Consider the following 18,761-nt stretch of genomic DNA (forward strand, 5'->3'; position numbering starts at 1 on the left):
CGCCCGCCGCCCCGGCCGAGAAGTCGGCCGAGGCCCCCGCGGAAGCAGCGGCCGAGCCCGCGGACACCACTCCGGCCACAGCCGAGGAATCTCCTGCTCAGGAGACCTCCGAGGCGCCGGCGAAGGCACCGTCGGGCGACAGCCGGAGCCTGGAGTCGGAGGGTGAGTCGAAGGCCAAGGGCTTCGGCATCGCCGCGGGCGCGAAGCGCCCCGGCGGGCGGAAGTGATCGATTACCGCGGGTTTGCTATCGCCCGTACGGCAGGATGTACGCGTGCCTGAATACGTGAGCTATGAGGAGTTCGGGCGGCGGTTCTTCGAGATCGCCGTGAACGAGGAGCGCGTCGGCTCCGCGTTCGCGGACATCGCCGGCGGCGACTTCACCGTGGGCCCGATCCCCTCGGGCCCCGGTGGGGTGGCCAAGGTGTGGGCCAAGGTCGAGATCGACGAGCCGCAGCTCACCCGCCACGTGGGCGAGCTGATCACCTTCACGGTGAAGATCCCGCTACGGATCGGCCTGCTCATCGACCTCAAGGTGGACCGCATCCGCTACGACGTGGCGGGGCTGATCACGCTCCCCCTCACCGTGCGCGCCGCCGCCCCGCTGGAACTGCGCATCGAGGTGGACGCCCCCAAACCCAAGGACGTGTGGGTCGACGTGGAGTCGCACACCATTCGCGGGTCGATCGTGCGGGTGGTGGCCAGCGTGGACGCGGAGATCCGCCGGTTCATCGCGCAGTACGTGGCCGAGGAGATCGACAAGCCCGAGGTCAAGAAGGCGCGGATCATCAACGTCTCGGAGGAGCTGGGCCGCGCGTTCCACAACCTCGGGGACGACGAGGATCCGGCCGTGGAGCCGCAGAACGCGTAACCGGCTCAGTCCGCGTCGACGATCCCCTGGATCGCGGGCGCGTACGTCGCCACCATCTCCTCCACGGTCGGCTCGGTGAAGATCGGCGAGCGGATCAGGTAGCGCATGAACGCGAGGCCGAACATGGTGCTCGCGACGATCCTCCCCGTCTCGATGCTGATCCCGGCGCTCTTCGTCAGCGTCGGGATCATCACCGACGCGACGAACTCGCCGAAGGTGCTCGCCGCCTTGTCCTCGGTGTCGATCGCGGCGCGCAGCACGGCGCGGAAGCTGGGGCCCGTGTCGGCGGCCTCCCACACCCCCAACGCCGCCCGCACCAGGCGCTCGCCGACGCCCTCCCGCGGGCCCGCCAGCGCGTCCGTGAAGATCCGCTCGGGATCCACCGGCATGCTCATGACGGCGCGGAACAGGCCCTTCTTGTTCTCGAAGTAGTACGAGACCAGGGCCACGTCGACGCCGGCGCGGGTGGCGATGGCGCGGACCGTCGCCTTGTCGAACCCCACCTCGGCGAACAGCTCTCGCGCCGCCTCCAGGATGTCCGTCTTCGCGGTGCTCACGCCCGCGCGCCTACCCGTCGTCATGGCAGCGACCTTACCGCCGCGCCGGAGTATTTCAACACCTGTTGACTTATTGGCCGGCGCGGCCGTACGCTCGCTTTCAACAGCCGTTGAATTACCTGGAGGCACCCCATGAAGAAGTCGCACCTCACGCTCGCCGCGGCGTTCGCCGGGCTCGCCATCGCGATCCCGCTGATCGTCCTGCTGTTCACCGCCCCCGCCTCCCGAGGCACCCCGCACGACCTGCCCATCGGCGTCGTCGGCCCCGCGCCGGCCGTCGCCCAGGTCACCGACCGCCTCGCGCAGGAACGCCCCGGCGGGTTCGAGGTCACGGCGTACGCGTCGGCGGACGAGTTGATCGCCGCCACCCGGGACCGCGCCGTCTACGGCGGCGTCGTCCTCGGCGCCGAGCCGCGGGCCGTCACCGCGACCGGCGCCTCCCCTGTGGTCGCGCCGATCATCACCCAGCTCGCGACCGCGGGAGCCCAGGGAAAGCAGGTCCAGGTCACCGACGTCGCACCCCCGTCCGCCGACGATCCGCGCGGCGCCGGCTTCGGCTCCATGGTGATGCCCGTGTTCCTCAGCGGCATGGTGCTGGCGCTGGCCACCGTGATGATCGGCGGTCACCCGAAGATCGTCGCGGTCGCGCTGCCGATCGGGGCGGGCGTCGTGGGCGCCGCCGCGGTGGGCGCCGCGATGTGGATCGGCGTGCTGCCCGGCGGCTTCTGGGCCCAGTGGCTGGCCATGAGCGCGGGCATGCTGGCCATCGGCGCCACTGTGGCGGGCCTGGTCCAGCTGGCCGGGACGAAGGGGATCGGCCCCGCCGCACTGCTTTTCATGCTCGTCGGCATGCCGCTCGCCGGGATCGCCGCGCCGCCCGAATTCCTGCCGCACGTGTGGGGCGTGCTCGGCCAGTGCCTGCCCATCGGCGCCACCGGCACCGCGCTGCGCAGCGCCGCCTTCTTCGCGCCCGACGCGATCGTGGGCGCCGGGGCGGGCGCGGCCTTCGCCGTCCTCGGCGCCTGGATCGCGGTGGGCTACGGCCTGCTCGTGATCGGCGCGGCCCGGCACCGGGCGCCGGCCGGCGGCGCACCGTCGGGCGGGCGCACCCGGGCGGACGCTCCCGAGCCGGCGGCGGCCTCCGCCTGACGACGGTCCGCGGGAAAAGGGTTTGCCGCAACCTGCGACGATAGAGCCCATGAGCCGACCGCATGTGCCCCACATCCGCACCGAACTCAAGCCGCTCGAGCAGTCCGCGAAGCTGCAGAACGTGCTGTACGAGATCCGTGGACCCGTGGTGGCGCAGGCGGCTCGGCTCGAGGCGCAGGGGCATCGGATCCTCAAGCTGAACATCGGCAACCCGGCGAACTTCGGCTTCGAGGCGCCGGACTCCATCGTCCGCGACATGATCCACGCGCTGCCCGTGTCCCAGGGCTACAGCGAGTCCCAGGGAATCGCCCCCGCCCGACGGGCCGTGGTGACCCGGTACGAGGAGGTCAAGGACTTCCCGTACTTCGACATCGGCGACGTGTACCTCGGAAACGGCGTCTCCGAGCTCATCACCATGACGATGCAGGCCCTGCTGGACAACGGCGACGAGGTGCTCATCCCCGCGCCGGACTACCCGCTGTGGACCGCGATGACCAGCCTCTCCGGCGGCACCGCCGTGCACTACCTGTGCGACGAGGACAACGGCTGGAACCCCTCGGTCGAGGACATCGAGGCGAAGATCACACCGCGTACCAAGGCGATCGTGGTGATCAACCCCAACAACCCCACCGGCGCCGTGTACTCGCGGGAGACGCTGCAGCAGATCGTCGAGGTGGCGCGCAAGCACTCGCTGCTGGTCCTGGCCGACGAGATCTACGACCGGATCCTCTACGACGACGCGCAGCACGTCTCCATCGCCGAGCTGGCCCCCGACCTCCTGGTGATGACCTTCAACGGCCTGTCGAAGGCGTACCGCGTGTGCGGCTACCGCGCCGGGTGGGCCGTGCTCACGGGCCCCAAGGAGCACGCCGCCGGCTTCATCGAGGGCCTCACACTGCTGTCCTCGACGCGCCTGTGCCCCAACGTGCCCGCGCAGCACGCGATCCAGGTGGCGCTGGGCGGCTACCAGTCGATCAACGACCTGATCCTGCCCGGCGGGCGCCTGCTGGAGCAGCGCGACGTGGCGTACGAGAAGCTCAACGCGATCGACGGGGTCAGCTGCGTCAAGCCCGAGGGCGCGCTGTACGCGTTCCCGCGGCTGGACCCGAACGTGCACGAGATCCGCGACGACGAGCAGTTGGCCCTCGATCTGCTCAACCAGGAGAAGATCCTCATGGTGCAGGGCACCGGCTTCAACTGGCCGACGCCCGACCACCTGCGCGTGGTCACCCTGCCCTGGGCCCGGGATCTTTCCGAGGCACTCGATCGCTTCGGCAACTTTCTGAGTTCCTACAAGCAGAAGTAGGGTTGCGGCGTGCGCGACAACGACGACCACGCCGAACTCACCGGGACCGAGCACCACGACCACGCGGGGCACGTGCACAACCACTCCCTCGCGCACATCTCGCTGGGCAAGTGGGCCGCCCGCGTGGTGGTGGGCCTGCTCGTCGTCATCGGCGTCGGGGTCGTGATCGGCCTGATCGTGCTGTGGCCGTCGCAGTTGCGCGTGAACATCCAGGGCGGGCCGCAATCGCCCACGCTGCACAAGGGCACCGTCGCCGAGCAGATGGTGGGCGACTGCGATTTCACGCCGACCGGGAACGGCATGGTCAGCGAGACCGAGGTGCATCCGGTCCTCAAGCCCGACGGTGGCTGCCTGAACAGTTCCGTTCAGATCACCGACGGTCCGGACGCCGGCAAGTGGACGCAGTTCTCCATCGGCACGCAGCGCGTGAACATCAGCGCCATGCCGGGGCAGTCGCCGTCGGGCGGCGGGTCCGGGGTCGACACGGCCCGGCCGGCCACGCCGGGCACGGGGCAGCCGGATCTGAAGCCGGGCACGAAGATCATGATCAGCGAGAACGGCGGCGGCGTGGCCGGATCGCCCACCAACTACGCGTTCTACGACTACGCGCGCGGGGTCTCCCTGTGGGTGTGGGGCCTGGTCTTCGCCGTGGTCATCGTGGCGGTGGCGCACTGGCGCGGCCTGCGCGCGCTGCTGGGCCTCGCGCTGTCGGGCCTGGTCATCGTGTTCTTCGCGCTCCCCTCCATCCTCGACGGGCACTCGGCGGTGTGGGTCGCGATGGTCGCGTCCTCGGTGATCCTGTACGTCGTGCTGTACCTGGCGCACGGGGTCTCCCTGAGAACCTCGGCCGCGTTGTTGGGCACGTTGTCGGCCCTCGCGGTGTGCGCACTGCTGGCCTGGCTGGCGGTGGACACCACCAAGGTCACGGGCCTCAGTAGCGACGACGCCACGAATCTGCAGGCGTACGCGTCCACGGTGTCCACGTCGGGCGTGCTGCTGGCCGGGTTCGTGATCGGCGCGCTGGGCGTGCTCAACGACGTGACGATCACGCAGGCGTCCACGACGTTCGAGCTGGCCAAGCTGTCGCCCAAGAGCTCCCGCCGCCGCACGTTCCTCTCCGCGATGCGGGTGGGCCGCGACCACATCGCGTCGACCGTGTACACCCTGGTGTTCGCGTACGTGGGCACGGCCCTGCCGCTGCTGCTGCTGTTCACCATCGCGAGCCGGCCGCTGGGGCAGGTGCTCACGTCGGACTCAGTCGCGATCGAGCTGGTGCGCGCCTTCGTCGGCGGCATCGGACTGGCCCTGTCCGTGCCGCTGACCACGGCGATCGCGACGCTGCTGGCCAAGCCGACGCGGGCGGCGGTCAGCGAGGCCGCGGCCAAGCGGTACTCGGACAGCCACCCCGACAGCGATCCGTCGGAGATCCGGGTCCGCACGCCGCGGGCCGCCGCGAAGCGGGCACAGCCCGCGACCACCACGGCACGCACCACGGCCACGGCCGCGAAGGCCACGGGGGCGAAGACCTCGGGGACGAAGACCACCGCCGCGAAGAACACGGCCGCACAGGCCGGCGCGCGGCCCGCGCAGAAGCCGCAGCCGGAACGGGCCGCGCAGCAGCCCACGCAGCAGTCCGCCGCGCTCGGCCCCGAACGCCCGCGGCCGCAGCCGCAGGCCGAGCCCGAGACGGGCCGATTCCCGACCGGCCCTGCCGGCCCCCCGCCCCGCGCAGCCCCCGAGGCCGCAGGCCCCCGCCGATCCCGCTCAGCGGCCCGCGGACCCGCCGCAGCCGCCCCCGCGTCGCGGCGGGCGCCACGCCGCACCGGACTGACGGCAGAACTACGGTCACGAACCCCCGGATTCCATGGGGTTCGTGACCGAAGATCTGACGGGCTCAGCCCTGCTGGAAGTTGAGGTACGCCTTCGACGGCGTGGGGCCCCGCTGCCCCTGGTACTTGGACCCGGTCGAAGCGCTGCCGTACGGATTCTCCGCCGGGCTGGACAGCCGGAACAGGCAGAGCTGGCCGATCTTCATCCCCGGCCACAGCGTGATCGGCAGATTCGCGACGTTGGAGAGCTCCAGCGTGATGTGCCCGGAGAAGCCCGGATCGATGAAGCCCGCGGTGGAGTGCGTGAGCAGCCCGAGGCGGCCCAGCGACGACTTGCCCTCGAGGCGGCCGGCCAAGTCGTCGGGCAGGGAGCACACCTCGAGTGTGGAGCCCAGGACGAACTCGCCGGGGTGCAGCACGAACGGCTCACCCTCACGCGGCTCGACGAGGCTGGTCAGCTCGTCCTGCCGCTCCTTGGGGTCGATGTGGGTGTACCGGGTGTTGTTGAACACGCGGAACAGCCCGTCGAGCCGCACGTCCACGCTGGACGGCTGCACCAGCTGCTGGTCGAACGGTTCGATGCCGAGGCGCCCGGATTCCAGCTGGGCGCGGATGTCGCGGTCGGAGAGCAGCACGGGTTCAGCCTAAAGCAGCACGTCGCCACCGCGAGCGTTGCCATCGGTAACGATCCCCGGCGGGATCGAGAACACAGTGTATGAAGCACTCGCGATCCGCCGTCCCCATCGGTCTGCTCCTCGCTGTCGCGCTTGCGCTCACCGGCTGCGGCGGGTCCGGCGACGACGCGGCGCCCGCCCCCTCGACCATGGAGGCCACCACCGCGCCCACCGGCGCGCAGCAGGGGACGCCGGGAGGGGCGCAGGGCACCGTCACGCGGACGGTGACCGCGGCCCCGTCGGGCGGTGCCGCGGCGGAGGACCCCGCCGACTACCGGTCCGGGCACGGCGGGGTCTACTTCATGACGCCTACCCGGAACATCGCCTGCGGCCTCGATTCGACGGTCACGGGCTGCCAGGTGTTCAAGACCGCGGTGATCCCGCCCGGCGCGGACTGCGACCACGGCACGATGCCGCGGGACGAGCTGTCCAAGGGCTACGTGTCCGAGAAGGGCGGCCCGTTCACCGCCTCCTGCTTCAACCAGGGCGTGTTCTTCCAGGTGTCCGATCAGAGGACCCTGCCGTACGGCCGCAGCGTGACCGCCGGGGGCATGACCTGCCGCTCCGAGGAGAAGGGCGTCACCTGCACGCGGGGTTCGCACGGCTTCTTCGTCTCGGCGCAGAGTTTCGACCGCTGGTGACCGCCGGCCACACCGGATCAGGATGGCGCCCAACGCTTCGCCGCATCGCCGGGCCGGGAGGCGGGGGCCCGGCACGCCCGACGGTGCGCGTGCTAGTCTGACCCGTACGAACGGCTCGTCCTCGACGGTCCGCCGTTGCCGATGTAGTTCAATGGTAGAACTCCTGCTTCCCAAGCAGGTAGCGCGGGTTCGATTCCCGTCATCGGCTCCAGAACCCCCGCACGAGCGGGTCCCGCGCCGCGGGATCTCCCGCGGCGAAGCCCACCCCTGACCGATCAGTGCGTCGCGAGCGACGCCCAGTGGCCGGGCGCGTAGATGCGGATCAGGCTCAGGCCTTCCGCGGCGGGACCCGGATCCCCGGCCGCTGGCGGCGCTGCCGCAGAAGCGGTTCCGTGGTAGAGGAACAACACACCGTGTTCGATGACGAACCCGATGTGGTGAGTGTGTTCCGAATCGTCCTTGTACACGGGCAGGGGGTGATCGATGCCGTCCACGGCCGTCACGCCCCACTCGATCTCATCGTGTGCGTGCATACCCGGAGCATCACACGGGCCGTGTACACGGCGCAGCGATTCGCCCCGACCCGCGTTCCAGGTTCGGGCCGGCTACGACGAGCCGGGGACCGGAGCCCGCCAGACCTGGTCGATCCGCCGGTCGGACGGTCCGCCGTCCGCCTCCGCCCGTAGGACCGCGGCGAAGCCTTCGTACCGGATCCGCTGGTCGGTGTAGAGCAGGGAGTAGAAGGACATCGAGAAGGGCAGCGTCAGGATCTGGCTGGCCACCCAGCCGATGCTGGCGAAGACGAGCCGCTCCACCGGCTGGTCGGCCGCGCTCGCCGGACCGCCCGCGATCGCGACCGCAGCGGCCATGAACGGGACCACGAACGCGACGCTCACCGCGAAGGCGCTCAGGTTGACCGCCGTCACGAGGGCGAAGAGCCGCGGAAATCCCCTGCGCTGCAGCGTGACCGCTCGGCGGAAGCCGGTGATCGGCCCGGACCTCTCCAGCACCACCGCCTGCGGCGAGAGCACCACGGTCGGCATGAGGAGGAGCATCGCCAGGAACGCCACCCCGCCCAGCGCGAGGGCGACGACGTTCGCCGGGCCCGGCCCCGTGGCCTCCGCGAACAGGATCGCCAGCGAGGAACAGACCACGAGCGGCACGAGGAATACCGCGATGTCGATGAGAGCGAGCCCCACGAGCGCGGCGAGCCGCGGCCGCGTCGCACGCCAGGCCTGCCGCGCGGACGTGCGGTGCCCGAACAGCGCGCGCGCCACGACCACCGCCACCATGCCGAACGAGCACAGGGCGCCCGAGAACCACATCGCCGTCCCCAGCACGGCGCCGCCCGGCCACAGGCCCAGGGTGATGAGCACCTGGCGGCTCTCGCTGTCGGGCCGGTAGCCCGGCCCCGCGGGGTCGGCCACCGGGATCCGCGCGAACACGCTGAAGATCCCGATCACCAGGGTGACGGCCGCGATGGAGCCGGCGGTGGCGAGGGGGCTGCCCCGGACCACCGAGTAGGTCCGCCGGCAGAGCTCCCGCACACTCATCGGCTCGAACGGGGTGACCCCGCGATCGTCGAGAGGGGGCGCGCTCATGCCGCGTTCCGGCCGGGAACGGCGCTCAGGACTGCTCCTCGGGGGTGTCGGTGGGCTTGTCGGCGCGCTCGTCAGGCGACGTCTGCGACGGGTTCCTGGCGTCCAGCCCCTTCGCCTTGCGGCGCTGCTCGTCGGCGCGGGCGCGGCACTGCCGGAGGAACTCGTCGTCATCGTCGGGGTACTGGGCGATGTGCCGCCCGGGACGCTCGTACTCGGGGTAGCCGCTGGTGCGGGCGGGCGCCGCGGACGTGGCGCCGACGGGCCGCCCCAGGAGGAACCAGATCAGCGAACCGGCGAGTGGGATGAGGATGACGATGATCAGCCAGCCGCCCTTGGGCAGGTGCCGCACCCGGTACTCGTCCGACGTGATCACGTCGATCAGCGCCGCCACCCACAGCAACAACACGATTCCACCGAGATACGGCATCTTAACCCCCAGGATCACGCAAACGGATAGCTGATGCTACCGCGAACCCCCCGGATCGATCCACCTATTGTGGCACCGTGAGCGACCTCAGCTGGCCGGCCGCCCGGTACCTCGGACGGGGCGCGGTGCGCGGCCACCTCGAATTGACCGACACCCATGTGCGGTTCCGCCCCGCCGGGGTGGCCGCCAAGGTGCAGGGGACTCCGTTCTCCGTGCAGCTCAAGCACGTCGTGGGGGCCGGGGTGTCCGACGGTGCGCCGGGCCTCCTGCGGCGACGCCGGGACCGGCTCTGCATCACGCTGGGCGACGGCTCGGAGCAGCTCTTCGACGTCTCCCGCCCCGATCAGGTGGCCGAATCGATCCGCGAGCGGCAGGCCGGGCGGGGATGAGCGCAGCGTCGGCCCCGATCGGCCTGATCGGCGGCACCGGCCTGTACCGGTTCCTGGGCGACGGGGCGCAGACGCGCACCGTCGACACCCCGTACGGCCCCACGAGCGCACCGATCACCGTCGGCGAGGTGGCCGGGCGCACCGTGGCGTTCCTGCCGCGGCACGGGCGTGCGCACGAGTTCTCGCCGCACACCGTGCCGTACCGCGCGAACCTGTGGGCGCTGCACCACCTGGGCGCGCGGAAGGTGGTGGCACCGTGCGCCGTCGGGAGCCTGCGGCCCGACGCGGGGCCCGGCACGATCGTGCTGCCGGACCAGCTGGTGGACCGCACGTCGGGCAGGACGTCGACGTTCTTCGACGCGCACGGCGCGCACGTGAGCTTCGCGGACCCGTACTGCCCGCGACTGCGGGCCGCCGCGGCGCCGCACGCCGATCGGGACGCGGGCACGATGGTGGTCATCGAGGGGCCGCGGTTCTCGACGCGCGCGGAGAGCCGCTGGTACGCCGCGCAGGGCTGGGACCTGGTGAACATGACGGGGCTGCCGGAGGCGGCGCTCGCCCGCGAGCTGAAGCTCTGCTACGCGGCGGTCGCGCTGGTCACCGACCTGGACGCGGGGATCGAGGCCGGCGACGGCGTGCACACGGAGGAAGTGCTCGCCCAGTTCCGCGCGAACCTGCCCCGCCTCACCGAGGTGCTCACCGCGACGATCGGCGCGGTCGATCCCGACGCCCCCTGCGACTGCGCCGCGGGCGACCACGCCCTCCCCTGACCGGCGGGCGGGTCAGGCGGAGCCGAGGTACCGCTCGGTGTCGCGCTGGAGCCACTTCACGACGAGGCCGAGGGGCATCGCGGTGAGCCCGAGTACCCGCTCACCGCCGACCGGCTCGATGAGCAGGGTCCACGTGAACACCGATCCGCCGTCGGGATGCGCCTCGACGCGGTACTTCTCGGCCATCCGCGCCAGCCCGGGCGCGGTGGCCGACTGGACGTAGAAGGCCTTCTCGCACAGCTTCTCCGACTCCTCCCAGGAGTAGAAGATCTCGTCGGCGCTGATGCCGGGGCCCAGCGTGACCCGCCGGGTGGAGCCCGCGGCGAACGGCCGCGGGCTGGTCCACTCGATCTTGCGGATCCCGTTGCACCAGTGCAGCGGCCGATCGGAGGTGAGCTCGCCCCACACCCAGTCGACGGGCCGCGCGGAACGCACGGAGAACTCGTGGACGCCGGGACTGCCCGGGGTCAGCTCGGCGGGAAGGACGGGCTTGAGAGCGGGCATGGATGCCTCCTGGCTCCGGTGGGTCAGACGGTGTGCGCGTCCGCGACGTTGAGCGCCTCGTCGATGATGGCGAGGCCCGCGCGCGCCTCCTCGGCGGAGACGTTGCACGGCGGCACGACGTGGATTCGGTTGTAGTTCGCGAAGGGCAGCATGCCGCCCTTCTTGCAGGCCGCGATCGTCTCGTTCATCGCGGGGCTGCTACCACCGTACGGCGCGAGCGGCTCCCGGGTCTCCTTATCCCGCACCAGCTCGATGGCCCAGAACACGCCCTTGCCGCGGACGTCGCCGACGGACGGATGCTTGGCCTTGAGCTCCTCCAGCGCGGGGGCGATCACCTCGTCGCCGATGGTCGCCGCGTTCTCCACCATCCGCTCGTCGGTCATGGCGTTGATGGTCGCGACGGCCGAGGCCGCGGCCAGCGGGTGACCGGAGTAGGTGAGGCCGCCGGGGTAGGGCTTGTCGGCGAAGGTCGCGGCGATCTCGTCGCCGATCGCGACGCCGCCCAGCGGGACGTAGCCGCTGTTCACGCCCTTGGCGAAGGTCATCAGATCGGGCACGACCGGGCCGGCCGAGGTGGTGCCGTGCTCGATCGCGAACCACTTGCCGGTGCGGCCGAAGCCGGACATCACCTCGTCGGCGATCATGACGATGCCGTACTTGCTGCACAGTTCCCGGACGCCGGCCATGTAGCCGGGCGGGGGCACCATGATGCCGGGCGTGCCGGGGATGGCTTCGAGGATGACCGCGGCCACGGTGTTCGGTCCCTCGAGCACGATGGTGCGCTCCAGGTGCTCGAGGGCGCGCTGCGACTCCTGCTCCTCGGTCTCGGCGTAGAACGAGCTGCGGTACAGGAACGGCCCGTCGAAGTGCGCGACCGCCTCGCCGCCCACGTCGCTGCCGAACCGGCGGGTGTCGCCGGTGACGTTGATCGCCAGTTCGGTGCCGCCGTGGTAGCTGCGGTAGCGGCTGAGGACCTTGCGGCGGCCGGTGTGCACGCGGGCCATGCGGATGGCGTGCTCGACGGCGTCGGCGCCGCCGTTGGTGAAGAACACCTTGTTCAGGTCGCCCGGGGTGCGCTCGGTGATGAGCCGGGCCGCCTCGCTGCGCGCCTCGTTCACGTGCTGCGGCGCGATGGTGCAGATCTTCGCGGCCTGCTCGGCGATCGCGGCCACGACCTTCGGGTGCTGGTGGCCGATGTTGGTGTTGACCATCTGCGAGCTGAAGTCGAGCAGCTTGTTGCCCTGGCCGTCCCACACGTAGGAGCCCTCGGTGGCGACGATCGTCATCGGGGTGATCTGCGCCTGGGCGGACCAGGAGTGGAAGACGTGCGCGCGGTCCAGCTCGTAGGCGCGCGCTCCGGCCGCGGTCGCGTCGCTCAAGGTTCTGCCGTCGGGCAGCAGTTCAGTCATGTCATCCTCCAAGTAGTTCAAAGGCGATATCGGCTGGTCTGCGCTGCTCACCTGGGTCATGTGTCGGTACTGCAGAACGATACTCACCCCGTTCGGAACGCTCATGACCGGCCAGCGTCGGGCCGCGATCTCCATTACCGTCGGGGGTATGCCAGAGCAAACGACGGACGAATCGACCTTCACCGCCGGACGCCCCCGCCACGCCGAATACGTCGACAACCCCGTGAACGCCGCGATGGCGCGGGTCCTCGACGACGTGCGGCGCGAGGACCACCCCGGCGCCGTGGCGGACTACATCCCGGAGCTGGCGAAGGCGGATCCCGAGCAGTTCGGGATCGCCTCGGTGTCGGTGACGGGGCGCAGTTACGGCGCCGGCGACTACCGCACCCCGTTCTCGATCCAGTCGATGTCGAAGCCGTTCGTGTACGCGCTGGCGCTGCAGCACCTGGGCGCCGACGCCGTGGGCGAGCGGATCGGCGTGGAGCCGAGCGGCGAGGCGTTCAACGCGATCAGTTTCGACCAATCGGGCCGGCCCGAGAACCCGCTCATCAACGCGGGCGCGATCGTCTCGACGTCGCTCACGCCGGGCGACGACGGTGCCGAGCGGTTCGCGCACATCCAGGCGGGGCTCTCCGCGTTCGCCGGCCGGGACCTGGAGGTCGACGATGCGGTGTACCGGTCCGAGTCCGGGACCGCGTTCCGCAATCTGGCGCTCGCCGCGCTCGCGAAATCGACGGATGCCCTGCGGGTTCCGATCGAGGACGCGCTGGATCCGTACATCCGGCAGTGCTCGTTGCTGGTGGACGCGCACGATGTCGCGGTGATGGGGGCGACTCTGGCCTACGGCGGCCTGAACCCGATCACCGGTGTGCGCGTGGTGGATGCGGCCGTCGCCCGGCACACGCTGTCGGTGATGACGGGGTGCGGCATGTACGACCGGTCTGGCGCGTGGATGTGCTCGGTGGGCATCCCGGCGAAATCCGGTGTGGGCGGCGGCATCGTGGCCGCCGCGCCCGGCGAGTACGGGATCGGCGTGTTCAGCCCGCCGCTCGACGAGGCGGGCAACTCGGCGCGGGGCGTGGCGGTGCTGCAGCGGCTCAGTTCTGAGTTCGGGCTGCACCTGCTGAACCGGCCGATGACGCCGGTGAGCGCCGTGGAGAGCGTGTCCGCCGATCCGGCGTCGGGACGGGTCACGCTGCGGGTACGCGGCGAGCTGGACTTCGTCGCGGTCGAGCAGGTGGTGCACGAGGCGCTCAGCGCGGGACAGGCGCAGTCCTGCACGACGATGGTGCTCGACCTCACCGATGCCACCCGCGTCAGCACCGTCTCCGCATACTTGATCAATCAGCTGGCGGCGGACATCGGTTACGGTGTGCGGCTGTCCATCACCGACCCGTCCGGCCTGCTCGCCGATCCCGTCAGGTGACGGACACGACCACGCGGTGCCACCCGGTGGCACCGTCGGGGGCGGGCGGCGCCGGAGCTTCTTCCTGCACCTTCCCGTCGGCGTCGGCGGCGCGCACCTCGAGCGTGTGATCGCCGGCCGTCAGGGGTAGGGACGCACGCCACTGCCGCCACGTGTCGGGGCCGACGGTGTCGGCGAGCTCGGCGCGCACCCACGCGCCGGAGTCGGCGCGGACCTCGACCCGGCCGATCCCGGTGTGCTGCGCCCAGGCGACGCCGGCCACCGTCACGTCGCCGGCGCCGACGGGCCCCCGCGGCACGTCGATGCGCGACTGCACCTTGATCGGCCCCAGCGCCGACCAGCCCCGCGGAGTCCAATAGCCCTGATCGGCGGCGAAGGTCGTGACCTTGAGCGAGGTCACCCATTTGGTCGCCGAGACGTAGCCGTACAGGCCGGGTACGACGAGGCGGGCGGGGAATCCGTGGATCGCGGGCAGCGGTTCGCCGTTCATTCCGATCGCGAGCAGCGAGGCGCGGGCGGGGTCGCGCAGCACGGACAGCGGTGTGCCCGCGGTGAACCCGTCGTGGCTGCGCGAGAGCACCATATCGGCGCCGGGGTGCGGCCCGGCCCGCTCCAGCAGCGCACCGATCCGGTGGCCGAGCCACCGGGCGTTGCCGATGAGATCGCCGCCCACCTCGTTGCTGACGCAGGCGAGGGTGACGTGGTGCTCCTCCATCGGCAGCGCCAGCAGCTCGTCGAAAGTGATGCTGAAGGGGCGTTCCACCATCCCGTGCACGTCCAGCGACCACGCGGCGGGATCGATCTGCGGCACCCGCAGCGCGGTGTCGATCCGGTAGAAATCCGTTGTGGGCGTGAGGTAACGCGTGAGCCCGTCGATCGCCGGGTCGGCCCCCGCAGGGATCGGTGGTGCGACGGTGCGCGGTGCCGGCAGGCGCAGCGTCTCGCGTGCCGCCCGTACCGCCGAGGAGCCCGCCGACAGCAGGCGCGCCGCCACCAGGGCGACGACGGTGCCGCCCGCTGCCGACCCCGCCACGATGAGGAATCCGCGCCGATCGATCGCGTCGGCGGAGTCGTCCTCCGCCGCGCCCGGCCGATGCGCGAGGCGCCGGATCGCGGTGCGTAGCACCAGGACCGCCACCGCGATCCCCGCCACGCTCGGCACCGCCCACAGCGCCGTCGCCTCCGGGCGCCGCACCGCGAGCACGGCGCCGACGATCCCGACCACGGCGATCAGCGCCGCGCCCCACGGCGGGCGGCGCAGTTCGAGGACGCCGGCGCACGCCGCACCGACGGCGGCCACCACGCCCATCGTGCCCAGCAGCACCGCCTTGTCGGCGGTGCCGAACCATTCCACGGCGAAGTCCTTGAGCCACGGGGGTGCGGCGTCGATGACCGCCGCCCCGCCCGCGAACAGGGTGCTCGCGCCGGGCGCGATCAGCGCGGCCACGAGCTCCGCCACCGCGAGGCCCGCCGCACCCGCCAGCCCACCCACCAGGGCCGCGGCCCACGACACCGCTCCGGGGCCGCGGGTCTTATCGCTCATGCCTTCAGACTGGCACGACGTGGCCGCCCGCGGGCGGATCGCCGGGACAGCTCACGGATTCGTAAGATTCCGGCGCGGTACCTCAACGACGCCGACCGCGCGGTCACCCGTCACCCGTCACCGCAGAGTCTGCGAGACCACGATGAGCAGATCCGCCGCATCAGTCGCGAAGTTCCGCAGGGAATGCGTTGTGTGCGAGGGAAAATGAATGGCGTCCCCGACGGACAGCACGAGCTCGTCCGCGCCGATCCGGGCGGAGACGGAGCCCGAGAGCACGTACACCCACTCCTCGCCGTCGTGCCGCGCCTCCGGCGCCTCGGCGGCGGCGTCCAAGGTCAGGTGCACGGCCTGCACGCCGGGGTATCCGCCGCTCAGGGATGCCACGGTCCCGCTGGCAGTGACCGACGTCCGCCGCTCACCGGCACGGACGAGGTGGTACGGCTCGTGTCGCGGCTCGGCGACGAGCTCGCTGAGCGGGATCCCGAAGGCGTGTGCGATCTCGAGGAGTGTGCCGACGGAGGGCTGGCGAGCACCCGTCTCGATCCGGGACAGCTGGGTCACGGACAGGCCCACCTCGGCTGCGAGATCGGCCAGGGTCCGCCCCCTGGCCCTCCGCAGGTCGGCGGTCCGCCGCCCGATCCAGCTGGCGTCGCGATGATCGGCTGTCACACCCGCCAGGCTAGCGCACACCATTGCCCTACAGGCAACCGATTGACCTCAAGGGTTGCGGGAGGTGCGGACGCCGTGCGATCGTCGGGCCGTGCAGGTCTTCAGCGCTGGACGCCGCGGAACACGCTCCGTGACGGCTGTGGCCGCCGTGGCACTGCTCGCGGTGAACCTGCGGTTGGTGTTCGGGAGTTCCTCAGCCGTGGCCACCGAGATCCGCGAGGCGTACCGGCTCGGTGCGGTGGACGCCGCCCTCCTGACGACGGGACCGGTCGTCTGCCTCGGCCTGTTCGGCCCGCTCGCGCTGCGGGCCGCGCGGCGCCGGCCCACCGCATCGGTGCTCACCGCGTGCCTTCTCGTGATCGCCGCAGGAACGGCGGTCCGCGGAATCGACTCGTGGCCGGTGCTACTCGGCGGGACGCTGCTGGCGGGCGCCTGGATCGCCGTCGCGAACGTCCTGGGTCCGGTGTTCGTGCGCGAGTTCTTCCCGGACCGGATCGGGATGATGACCGGGCTGTTCACCGCCCTGGTGAGCGCGAGCGCCGGGGTCGCCTCGGGGGCGACCGCACCGATCGCGGAGTCCGTACTCCCCGGATGGCGCGCGACGCTCGCCGCCTGGGCGGCCCCCACGGTACTTGCAGTCGCGGTGTTCGCGAACGTGACCACCCGCCGGCGCGGCGCGCAGCGCTCGTCGCCGGAGCGATCCCCCGCCGGCACCGGCATGCTGCGCTCCCCGACCGCCTGGGCGCTCACCGGCTTCATGGGAATCCAGTCCCTCCTGGCGTATTCGCTGATCGCGTGGCTGCCGACGCTCTACCGCGACCGCGGTCTGGCCGCCGCGGAGGCCGGTGCGGTGCTCACCGTGTTGAGCGTCGCCAGCATCGTCACCGCCCTGACCGTCCCCGTGATCGCCGCACGGTGCTCCGGCCAGCGACTCCTCGCGGCCGCCGTGGTCGCCCTGTCCACAGTGGGGTTGGCCGGCGTACTCACGGCGGGCCCGCACACGGCCGCGGCGTGGGCCGTCCTGCTCGGGCTCGGGCAGGGAGGGCAGCTCTCGCTGGCACTCACCCTCGTCAATCTCCGTGCCCCGACGACGGACGCGGCCGCGGGCCTCTCGACGATGGTGCAGTCGATCGGATACCTCGTCGCGGCGACCGGCCCCCTGCTCACCGGGGCCGTCCACGCCGCGACCGGGGGATGGACTGCGCCCGTGCTGGTGCTGCTCGCCCTCATGGCCCCGCTCACCGCGTGCGGGCTGATCGCCGGCCGGGCGGGCACGCGCCCCGGAGACGCGGAGGCCGCCGCGTCCTCGACGGTCGCGGCGGCCTCTGCGGTCGGTCCCTAGCTGCGGGAGTCGACCACCTGGTACTTGCCCTCGCCGTACTCGGCGCGGACGACCTTCTTGTCGAACTTGCCCACCGAGGTCTTGGGGACCTCATCCACGAACGCCCAGCGCTCGGGGATCTGCCACTTGGGCAACAGGTCCGCGAGGAAGGCGCGCTGCTTCTCGACGTCCGCATCGGCGGCGTCCTTGACCACCGCGAGCACGAAGGGACGCTCGTCCCACTTCTCGTCGGGCACGCCCACGACCGCGGCCTCCGCGATGGCCGGGTTGCTCATCACGGTGTTCTCCAGCTCCACGGAGCTGATCCACTCGCCGCCGGTCTTGATCATGTCCTTCGTCCGGTCGACGATGGTCATGAACCCGTCGGGGCTGATGGTCGCGACGTCGCCCGTGCGCAGCCAGCCGTCGTGGAACTTGGACTCGTCGGAGACGTTGCCCTCGGGCGAGTAGTACGCACCCGTGATCCACGGCCCCCGCACCTCGAGCTCGCCGGCGGACTCACCGTCCCACGGCTGCTCCTTGCCCTCGTCGTCGATGAGGCGCGCCTGCACCGACGACGGGAACCGGCCCTGGGTCACGCGGTAGGCGAACTCGGCATCGTCGGACACCCCGAACGGAGGACGGGCCACCGAACCGAGGGGCGACGTCTCCGTCATGCCCCAGGCGTGCACGATGCGGGTGCCGAGCTCGTCGAACGCACGGATCATCGACGGCGGGACCGCGGCGCCACCGACGACGACCTCACGCAGGTGCGAGATGTCCTGCGGCGCAGCGGCGAGCCGGGCGGCGACGCCCTGCCAGATGGTGGGCACGGCGGCGGCGAAGCTGGGCTTGGCCTCGGCCATGATCTGCAGCAGCGGCTCGGGCTGCAGGAAACGGTCCGGCATCACCAGGGTGATGCCGCCCATCATCGCGGCGTAGGGCAGGCCCCACGACATGACGTGGAACATCGGCACGATGGCGAGCACGGAATCGGCGTTACCCAGCGCCATGCCCGACGACGAGTTCACCTGCATCGAGTGCAGCCAGATGCTGCGATGGCTGTAGACGACACCCTTGGGATCGCCGGTGGTGCCGGAGGTGTAGCACATGACGGCCGGATCGCGCTCGTCGATCTCGGGCCACTCGAATACCGTGGGCTCCCCCGCGATCAGCTCGTCGAAGGCGTGCACGGTGATGCCCTCGGGCGCCTCGAGCGCCTCCTTCGGGCCATTGGTGACGATGACGTGCTGCACCTTGGGCGTACCGGCGAGGTACTTGCCCAGCAGCGGCGCGACGGAGGCGTCCACCAGGATCACCTTGTCGTCGGCGTGGTTGATGATGAACACGGCCTGCTCCGGCGAGAGGCGCAGGTTCAGCGTGTGCAGCACCGCACCCATGGCCGGGACGCCCGCGTAGGCGACCTGGTGCTCGTTGTTGTTCCACATGAACGTGGCGACGCGGTCGCCGCGCTCCACGCCCAGCTTGGTCAACGCGTGCGCGAGCTGCGCCGCCTTGTCGCCGATCTCGGCGAACGACGCGTCACGCAGGCCCTCGCCGGTCCACGTGGTGATCCGCGCTTCCGGGAAGACGCGGCGGCTGTACTCGACAAGAGCGGCGATGGACAGCTCGCCGTCCTGCATCGTGGTCTGAATCACGGTGGTGGAGACTCCTTCT

20 protein-coding genes and 1 tRNA gene are annotated in these 18,761 nt (G+C 71.3%); 11 read left to right on the forward strand and 10 right to left on the reverse strand.

The window, feature by feature from the left end; translation table 11 throughout:
* Positions 1-227 (forward strand): hypothetical protein (locus tag BN39_RS23385; RefSeq protein WP_040765862.1); only part of this gene is annotated, 227 nt, incomplete at its 5' end.
* A 45-nt stretch (positions 228-272) separates the two neighbouring features.
* Positions 273-869, forward strand: coding sequence for a hypothetical protein (locus BN39_RS04440; protein WP_040765863.1), 597 nt, complete (start codon positions 273-275; stop codon positions 867-869).
* A gap of 5 nt (positions 870-874) precedes the next feature.
* On the opposite strand, the gene BN39_RS04445 is transcribed toward BN39_RS04440, so the two are convergent.
* Positions 875-1,450, reverse strand: coding sequence for a TetR family transcriptional regulator (locus tag BN39_RS04445; protein WP_040765864.1), 576 nt, complete (start codon positions 1,448-1,450; stop codon positions 875-877).
* Positions 1,451-1,558: 108 nt separating this feature from the next.
* Here BN39_RS04445 and BN39_RS04450 point away from each other — a divergent pair, with 108 nt between their 5' ends.
* From BN39_RS04450 to BN39_RS04460, 3 genes are read left to right on the forward strand one after another with little or no spacing between them, the layout of a single operon-like run.
* Complete coding sequence (locus BN39_RS04450; RefSeq protein ID WP_019201155.1) at positions 1,559-2,575, forward strand: hypothetical protein; 1,017 nt, start codon at positions 1,559-1,561, stop codon at positions 2,573-2,575.
* Positions 2,576-2,624: 49 nt separating this feature from the next.
* The gene (locus BN39_RS04455) at positions 2,625-3,881 is read left to right on the forward strand and encodes a pyridoxal phosphate-dependent aminotransferase (protein WP_040765865.1); all 1,257 of its coding nucleotides are present in this window, start codon (positions 2,625-2,627) and stop codon (positions 3,879-3,881) included.
* 9 nt (positions 3,882-3,890) lie between these two features.
* A complete protein-coding gene (locus BN39_RS04460) occupies positions 3,891-5,795 on the forward strand; it encodes a YibE/F family protein (RefSeq protein ID WP_019201157.1) in 1,905 nt (634 codons plus the stop codon).
* On the opposite strand, the gene dcd is transcribed toward BN39_RS04460, so the two are convergent.
* On the reverse strand, positions 5,776-6,345 hold the full coding sequence (gene dcd, locus BN39_RS04465; protein WP_019201158.1) for a dCTP deaminase: 570 nt from the start codon (positions 6,343-6,345) through the stop codon (positions 5,776-5,778). The genes BN39_RS04460 and dcd overlap by 20 nt on opposite strands.
* Positions 6,346-6,425: 80 nt before the next feature.
* Between dcd and BN39_RS22045 the strand changes: the two genes are divergently transcribed.
* Together BN39_RS22045 and BN39_RS04475 are read left to right on the forward strand one after the other, a co-directional pair.
* The gene (locus BN39_RS22045; RefSeq protein ID WP_019201159.1) at positions 6,426-7,025 is read left to right on the forward strand and encodes a hypothetical protein; all 600 of its coding nucleotides are present in this window, start codon (positions 6,426-6,428) and stop codon (positions 7,023-7,025) included.
* Between the two features lie 137 nt (positions 7,026-7,162).
* Positions 7,163-7,236: transfer RNA gene (locus BN39_RS04475), tRNA-Gly, on the forward strand.
* Between the two features lie 64 nt (positions 7,237-7,300).
* Here the strand turns inward: BN39_RS04475 and BN39_RS04480 are convergent.
* The 3 genes from BN39_RS04480 to BN39_RS04490 all read right to left on the reverse strand — a co-directional run bounded on the left by BN39_RS04480 (position 7,301) and on the right by BN39_RS04490 (position 9,071).
* On the reverse strand, positions 7,301-7,558 hold the full coding sequence (locus BN39_RS04480; protein WP_019201160.1) for a hypothetical protein: 258 nt from the start codon (positions 7,556-7,558) through the stop codon (positions 7,301-7,303).
* Positions 7,559-7,630: 72 nt separating this feature from the next.
* Entirely contained in the window at positions 7,631-8,626 is a 996-nt protein-coding gene (locus BN39_RS04485; RefSeq protein ID WP_019201161.1) for a hypothetical protein, read from the reverse strand.
* Between the two features lie 25 nt (positions 8,627-8,651).
* On the reverse strand, positions 8,652-9,071 hold the full coding sequence (locus BN39_RS04490) for a PLD nuclease N-terminal domain-containing protein (protein ID WP_371190614.1): 420 nt from the start codon (positions 9,069-9,071) through the stop codon (positions 8,652-8,654).
* 59 nt (positions 9,072-9,130) lie between these two features.
* On the opposite strand from BN39_RS04490, the gene BN39_RS04495 reads away from it, so the two are divergent.
* Positions 9,131-9,442, forward strand: a complete 312-nt coding sequence (locus BN39_RS04495; RefSeq protein WP_019201163.1) for a hypothetical protein — start codon at positions 9,131-9,133, stop codon at positions 9,440-9,442.
* Positions 9,439-10,212 (forward strand): S-methyl-5'-thioadenosine phosphorylase, encoded by a 774-nt coding sequence (locus BN39_RS04500; RefSeq protein ID WP_019201164.1) that lies wholly within the window; start codon positions 9,439-9,441, stop codon positions 10,210-10,212. Before BN39_RS04495 ends, BN39_RS04500 begins: the two co-directional genes overlap by 4 nt.
* Positions 10,213-10,224: 12 nt before the next feature.
* Here BN39_RS04500 and BN39_RS04505 read toward each other — a convergent pair whose 3' ends face one another.
* Both BN39_RS04505 and BN39_RS04510 read right to left on the reverse strand, forming a co-directional pair.
* Positions 10,225-10,716, reverse strand: coding sequence for an SRPBCC family protein (locus tag BN39_RS04505; protein ID WP_019201165.1), 492 nt, complete (start codon positions 10,714-10,716; stop codon positions 10,225-10,227).
* A gap of 23 nt (positions 10,717-10,739) precedes the next feature.
* Positions 10,740-12,125 (reverse strand): aspartate aminotransferase family protein, encoded by a 1,386-nt coding sequence (locus BN39_RS04510; protein ID WP_019201166.1) that lies wholly within the window; start codon positions 12,123-12,125, stop codon positions 10,740-10,742.
* Positions 12,126-12,273: 148 nt separating this feature from the next.
* Between BN39_RS04510 and glsA the strand changes: the two genes are divergently transcribed.
* The gene (gene glsA / locus BN39_RS04515) at positions 12,274-13,551 is read left to right on the forward strand and encodes a glutaminase A (protein WP_081586039.1); all 1,278 of its coding nucleotides are present in this window, start codon (positions 12,274-12,276) and stop codon (positions 13,549-13,551) included.
* Here glsA and BN39_RS04520 read toward each other — a convergent pair.
* On the reverse strand, positions 13,544-15,094 hold the full coding sequence (locus tag BN39_RS04520) for a molybdopterin-dependent oxidoreductase (protein ID WP_019201168.1): 1,551 nt from the start codon (positions 15,092-15,094) through the stop codon (positions 13,544-13,546). The two genes, glsA and BN39_RS04520, sit on opposite strands and share 8 nt — an antisense overlap.
* Before the next feature lie 117 nt (positions 15,095-15,211).
* Positions 15,212-15,763 (reverse strand): helix-turn-helix domain-containing protein, encoded by a 552-nt coding sequence (locus BN39_RS04525; RefSeq protein WP_019201169.1) that lies wholly within the window; start codon positions 15,761-15,763, stop codon positions 15,212-15,214.
* A gap of 130 nt (positions 15,764-15,893) precedes the next feature.
* Between BN39_RS04525 and BN39_RS04530 the strand changes: the two genes are divergently transcribed.
* Positions 15,894-17,105 (forward strand): MFS transporter, encoded by a 1,212-nt coding sequence (locus tag BN39_RS04530; protein ID WP_159103222.1) that lies wholly within the window; start codon positions 15,894-15,896, stop codon positions 17,103-17,105.
* Here BN39_RS04530 and BN39_RS04535 read toward each other — a convergent pair.
* Positions 17,102-18,742 carry a long-chain fatty acid--CoA ligase gene (locus BN39_RS04535; RefSeq protein WP_019201171.1) on the reverse strand — a complete coding sequence of 547 codons (1,641 nt, stop codon included), beginning with the start codon at positions 18,740-18,742 and terminating at the stop codon, positions 17,102-17,104. The two genes, BN39_RS04530 and BN39_RS04535, sit on opposite strands and share 4 nt — an antisense overlap.
* Positions 18,743-18,761: the final 19 nt, after the last annotated feature.

It is taken from the genome of Tsukamurella sp. 1534, assembly GCF_000312385.1.
Lineage (GTDB): Bacteria > Actinomycetota > Actinomycetes > Mycobacteriales > Mycobacteriaceae > Tsukamurella.

What these genes read in the sequence shown, in the direction of transcription:
- BN39_RS04445 (WP_040765864.1), bottom strand. Translation starts at nt 1,450, where the DNA reads ATGACGACGGGTAGGCGCGCGGGCGTGAGCACCGCGAAGACGGACATC.
- BN39_RS04450 (WP_019201155.1), top strand. Translation starts at nt 1,559, where the DNA reads ATGAAGAAGTCGCACCTCACGCTCGCCGCGGCGTTCGCCGGGCTCGCC.
- BN39_RS04455 (WP_040765865.1), top strand. Translation starts at nt 2,625, where the DNA reads ATGAGCCGACCGCATGTGCCCCACATCCGCACCGAACTCAAGCCGCTC.
- BN39_RS22045 (WP_019201159.1), top strand. Translation starts at nt 6,426, where the DNA reads ATGAAGCACTCGCGATCCGCCGTCCCCATCGGTCTGCTCCTCGCTGTC.
- BN39_RS04480 (WP_019201160.1), bottom strand. Translation starts at nt 7,558, where the DNA reads ATGCACGCACACGATGAGATCGAGTGGGGCGTGACGGCCGTGGACGGC.
- BN39_RS04485 (WP_019201161.1), bottom strand. Translation starts at nt 8,626, where the DNA reads ATGAGCGCGCCCCCTCTCGACGATCGCGGGGTCACCCCGTTCGAGCCG.
- BN39_RS04500 (WP_019201164.1), top strand. Translation starts at nt 9,439, where the DNA reads ATGAGCGCAGCGTCGGCCCCGATCGGCCTGATCGGCGGCACCGGCCTG.
- BN39_RS04505 (WP_019201165.1), bottom strand. Translation starts at nt 10,716, where the DNA reads ATGCCCGCTCTCAAGCCCGTCCTTCCCGCCGAGCTGACCCCGGGCAGT.
- BN39_RS04510 (WP_019201166.1), bottom strand. Translation starts at nt 12,125, where the DNA reads ATGACTGAACTGCTGCCCGACGGCAGAACCTTGAGCGACGCGACCGCG.
- glsA (WP_081586039.1), top strand. Translation starts at nt 12,274, where the DNA reads ATGCCAGAGCAAACGACGGACGAATCGACCTTCACCGCCGGACGCCCC.
- BN39_RS04520 (WP_019201168.1), bottom strand. Translation starts at nt 15,094, where the DNA reads ATGAGCGATAAGACCCGCGGCCCCGGAGCGGTGTCGTGGGCCGCGGCC.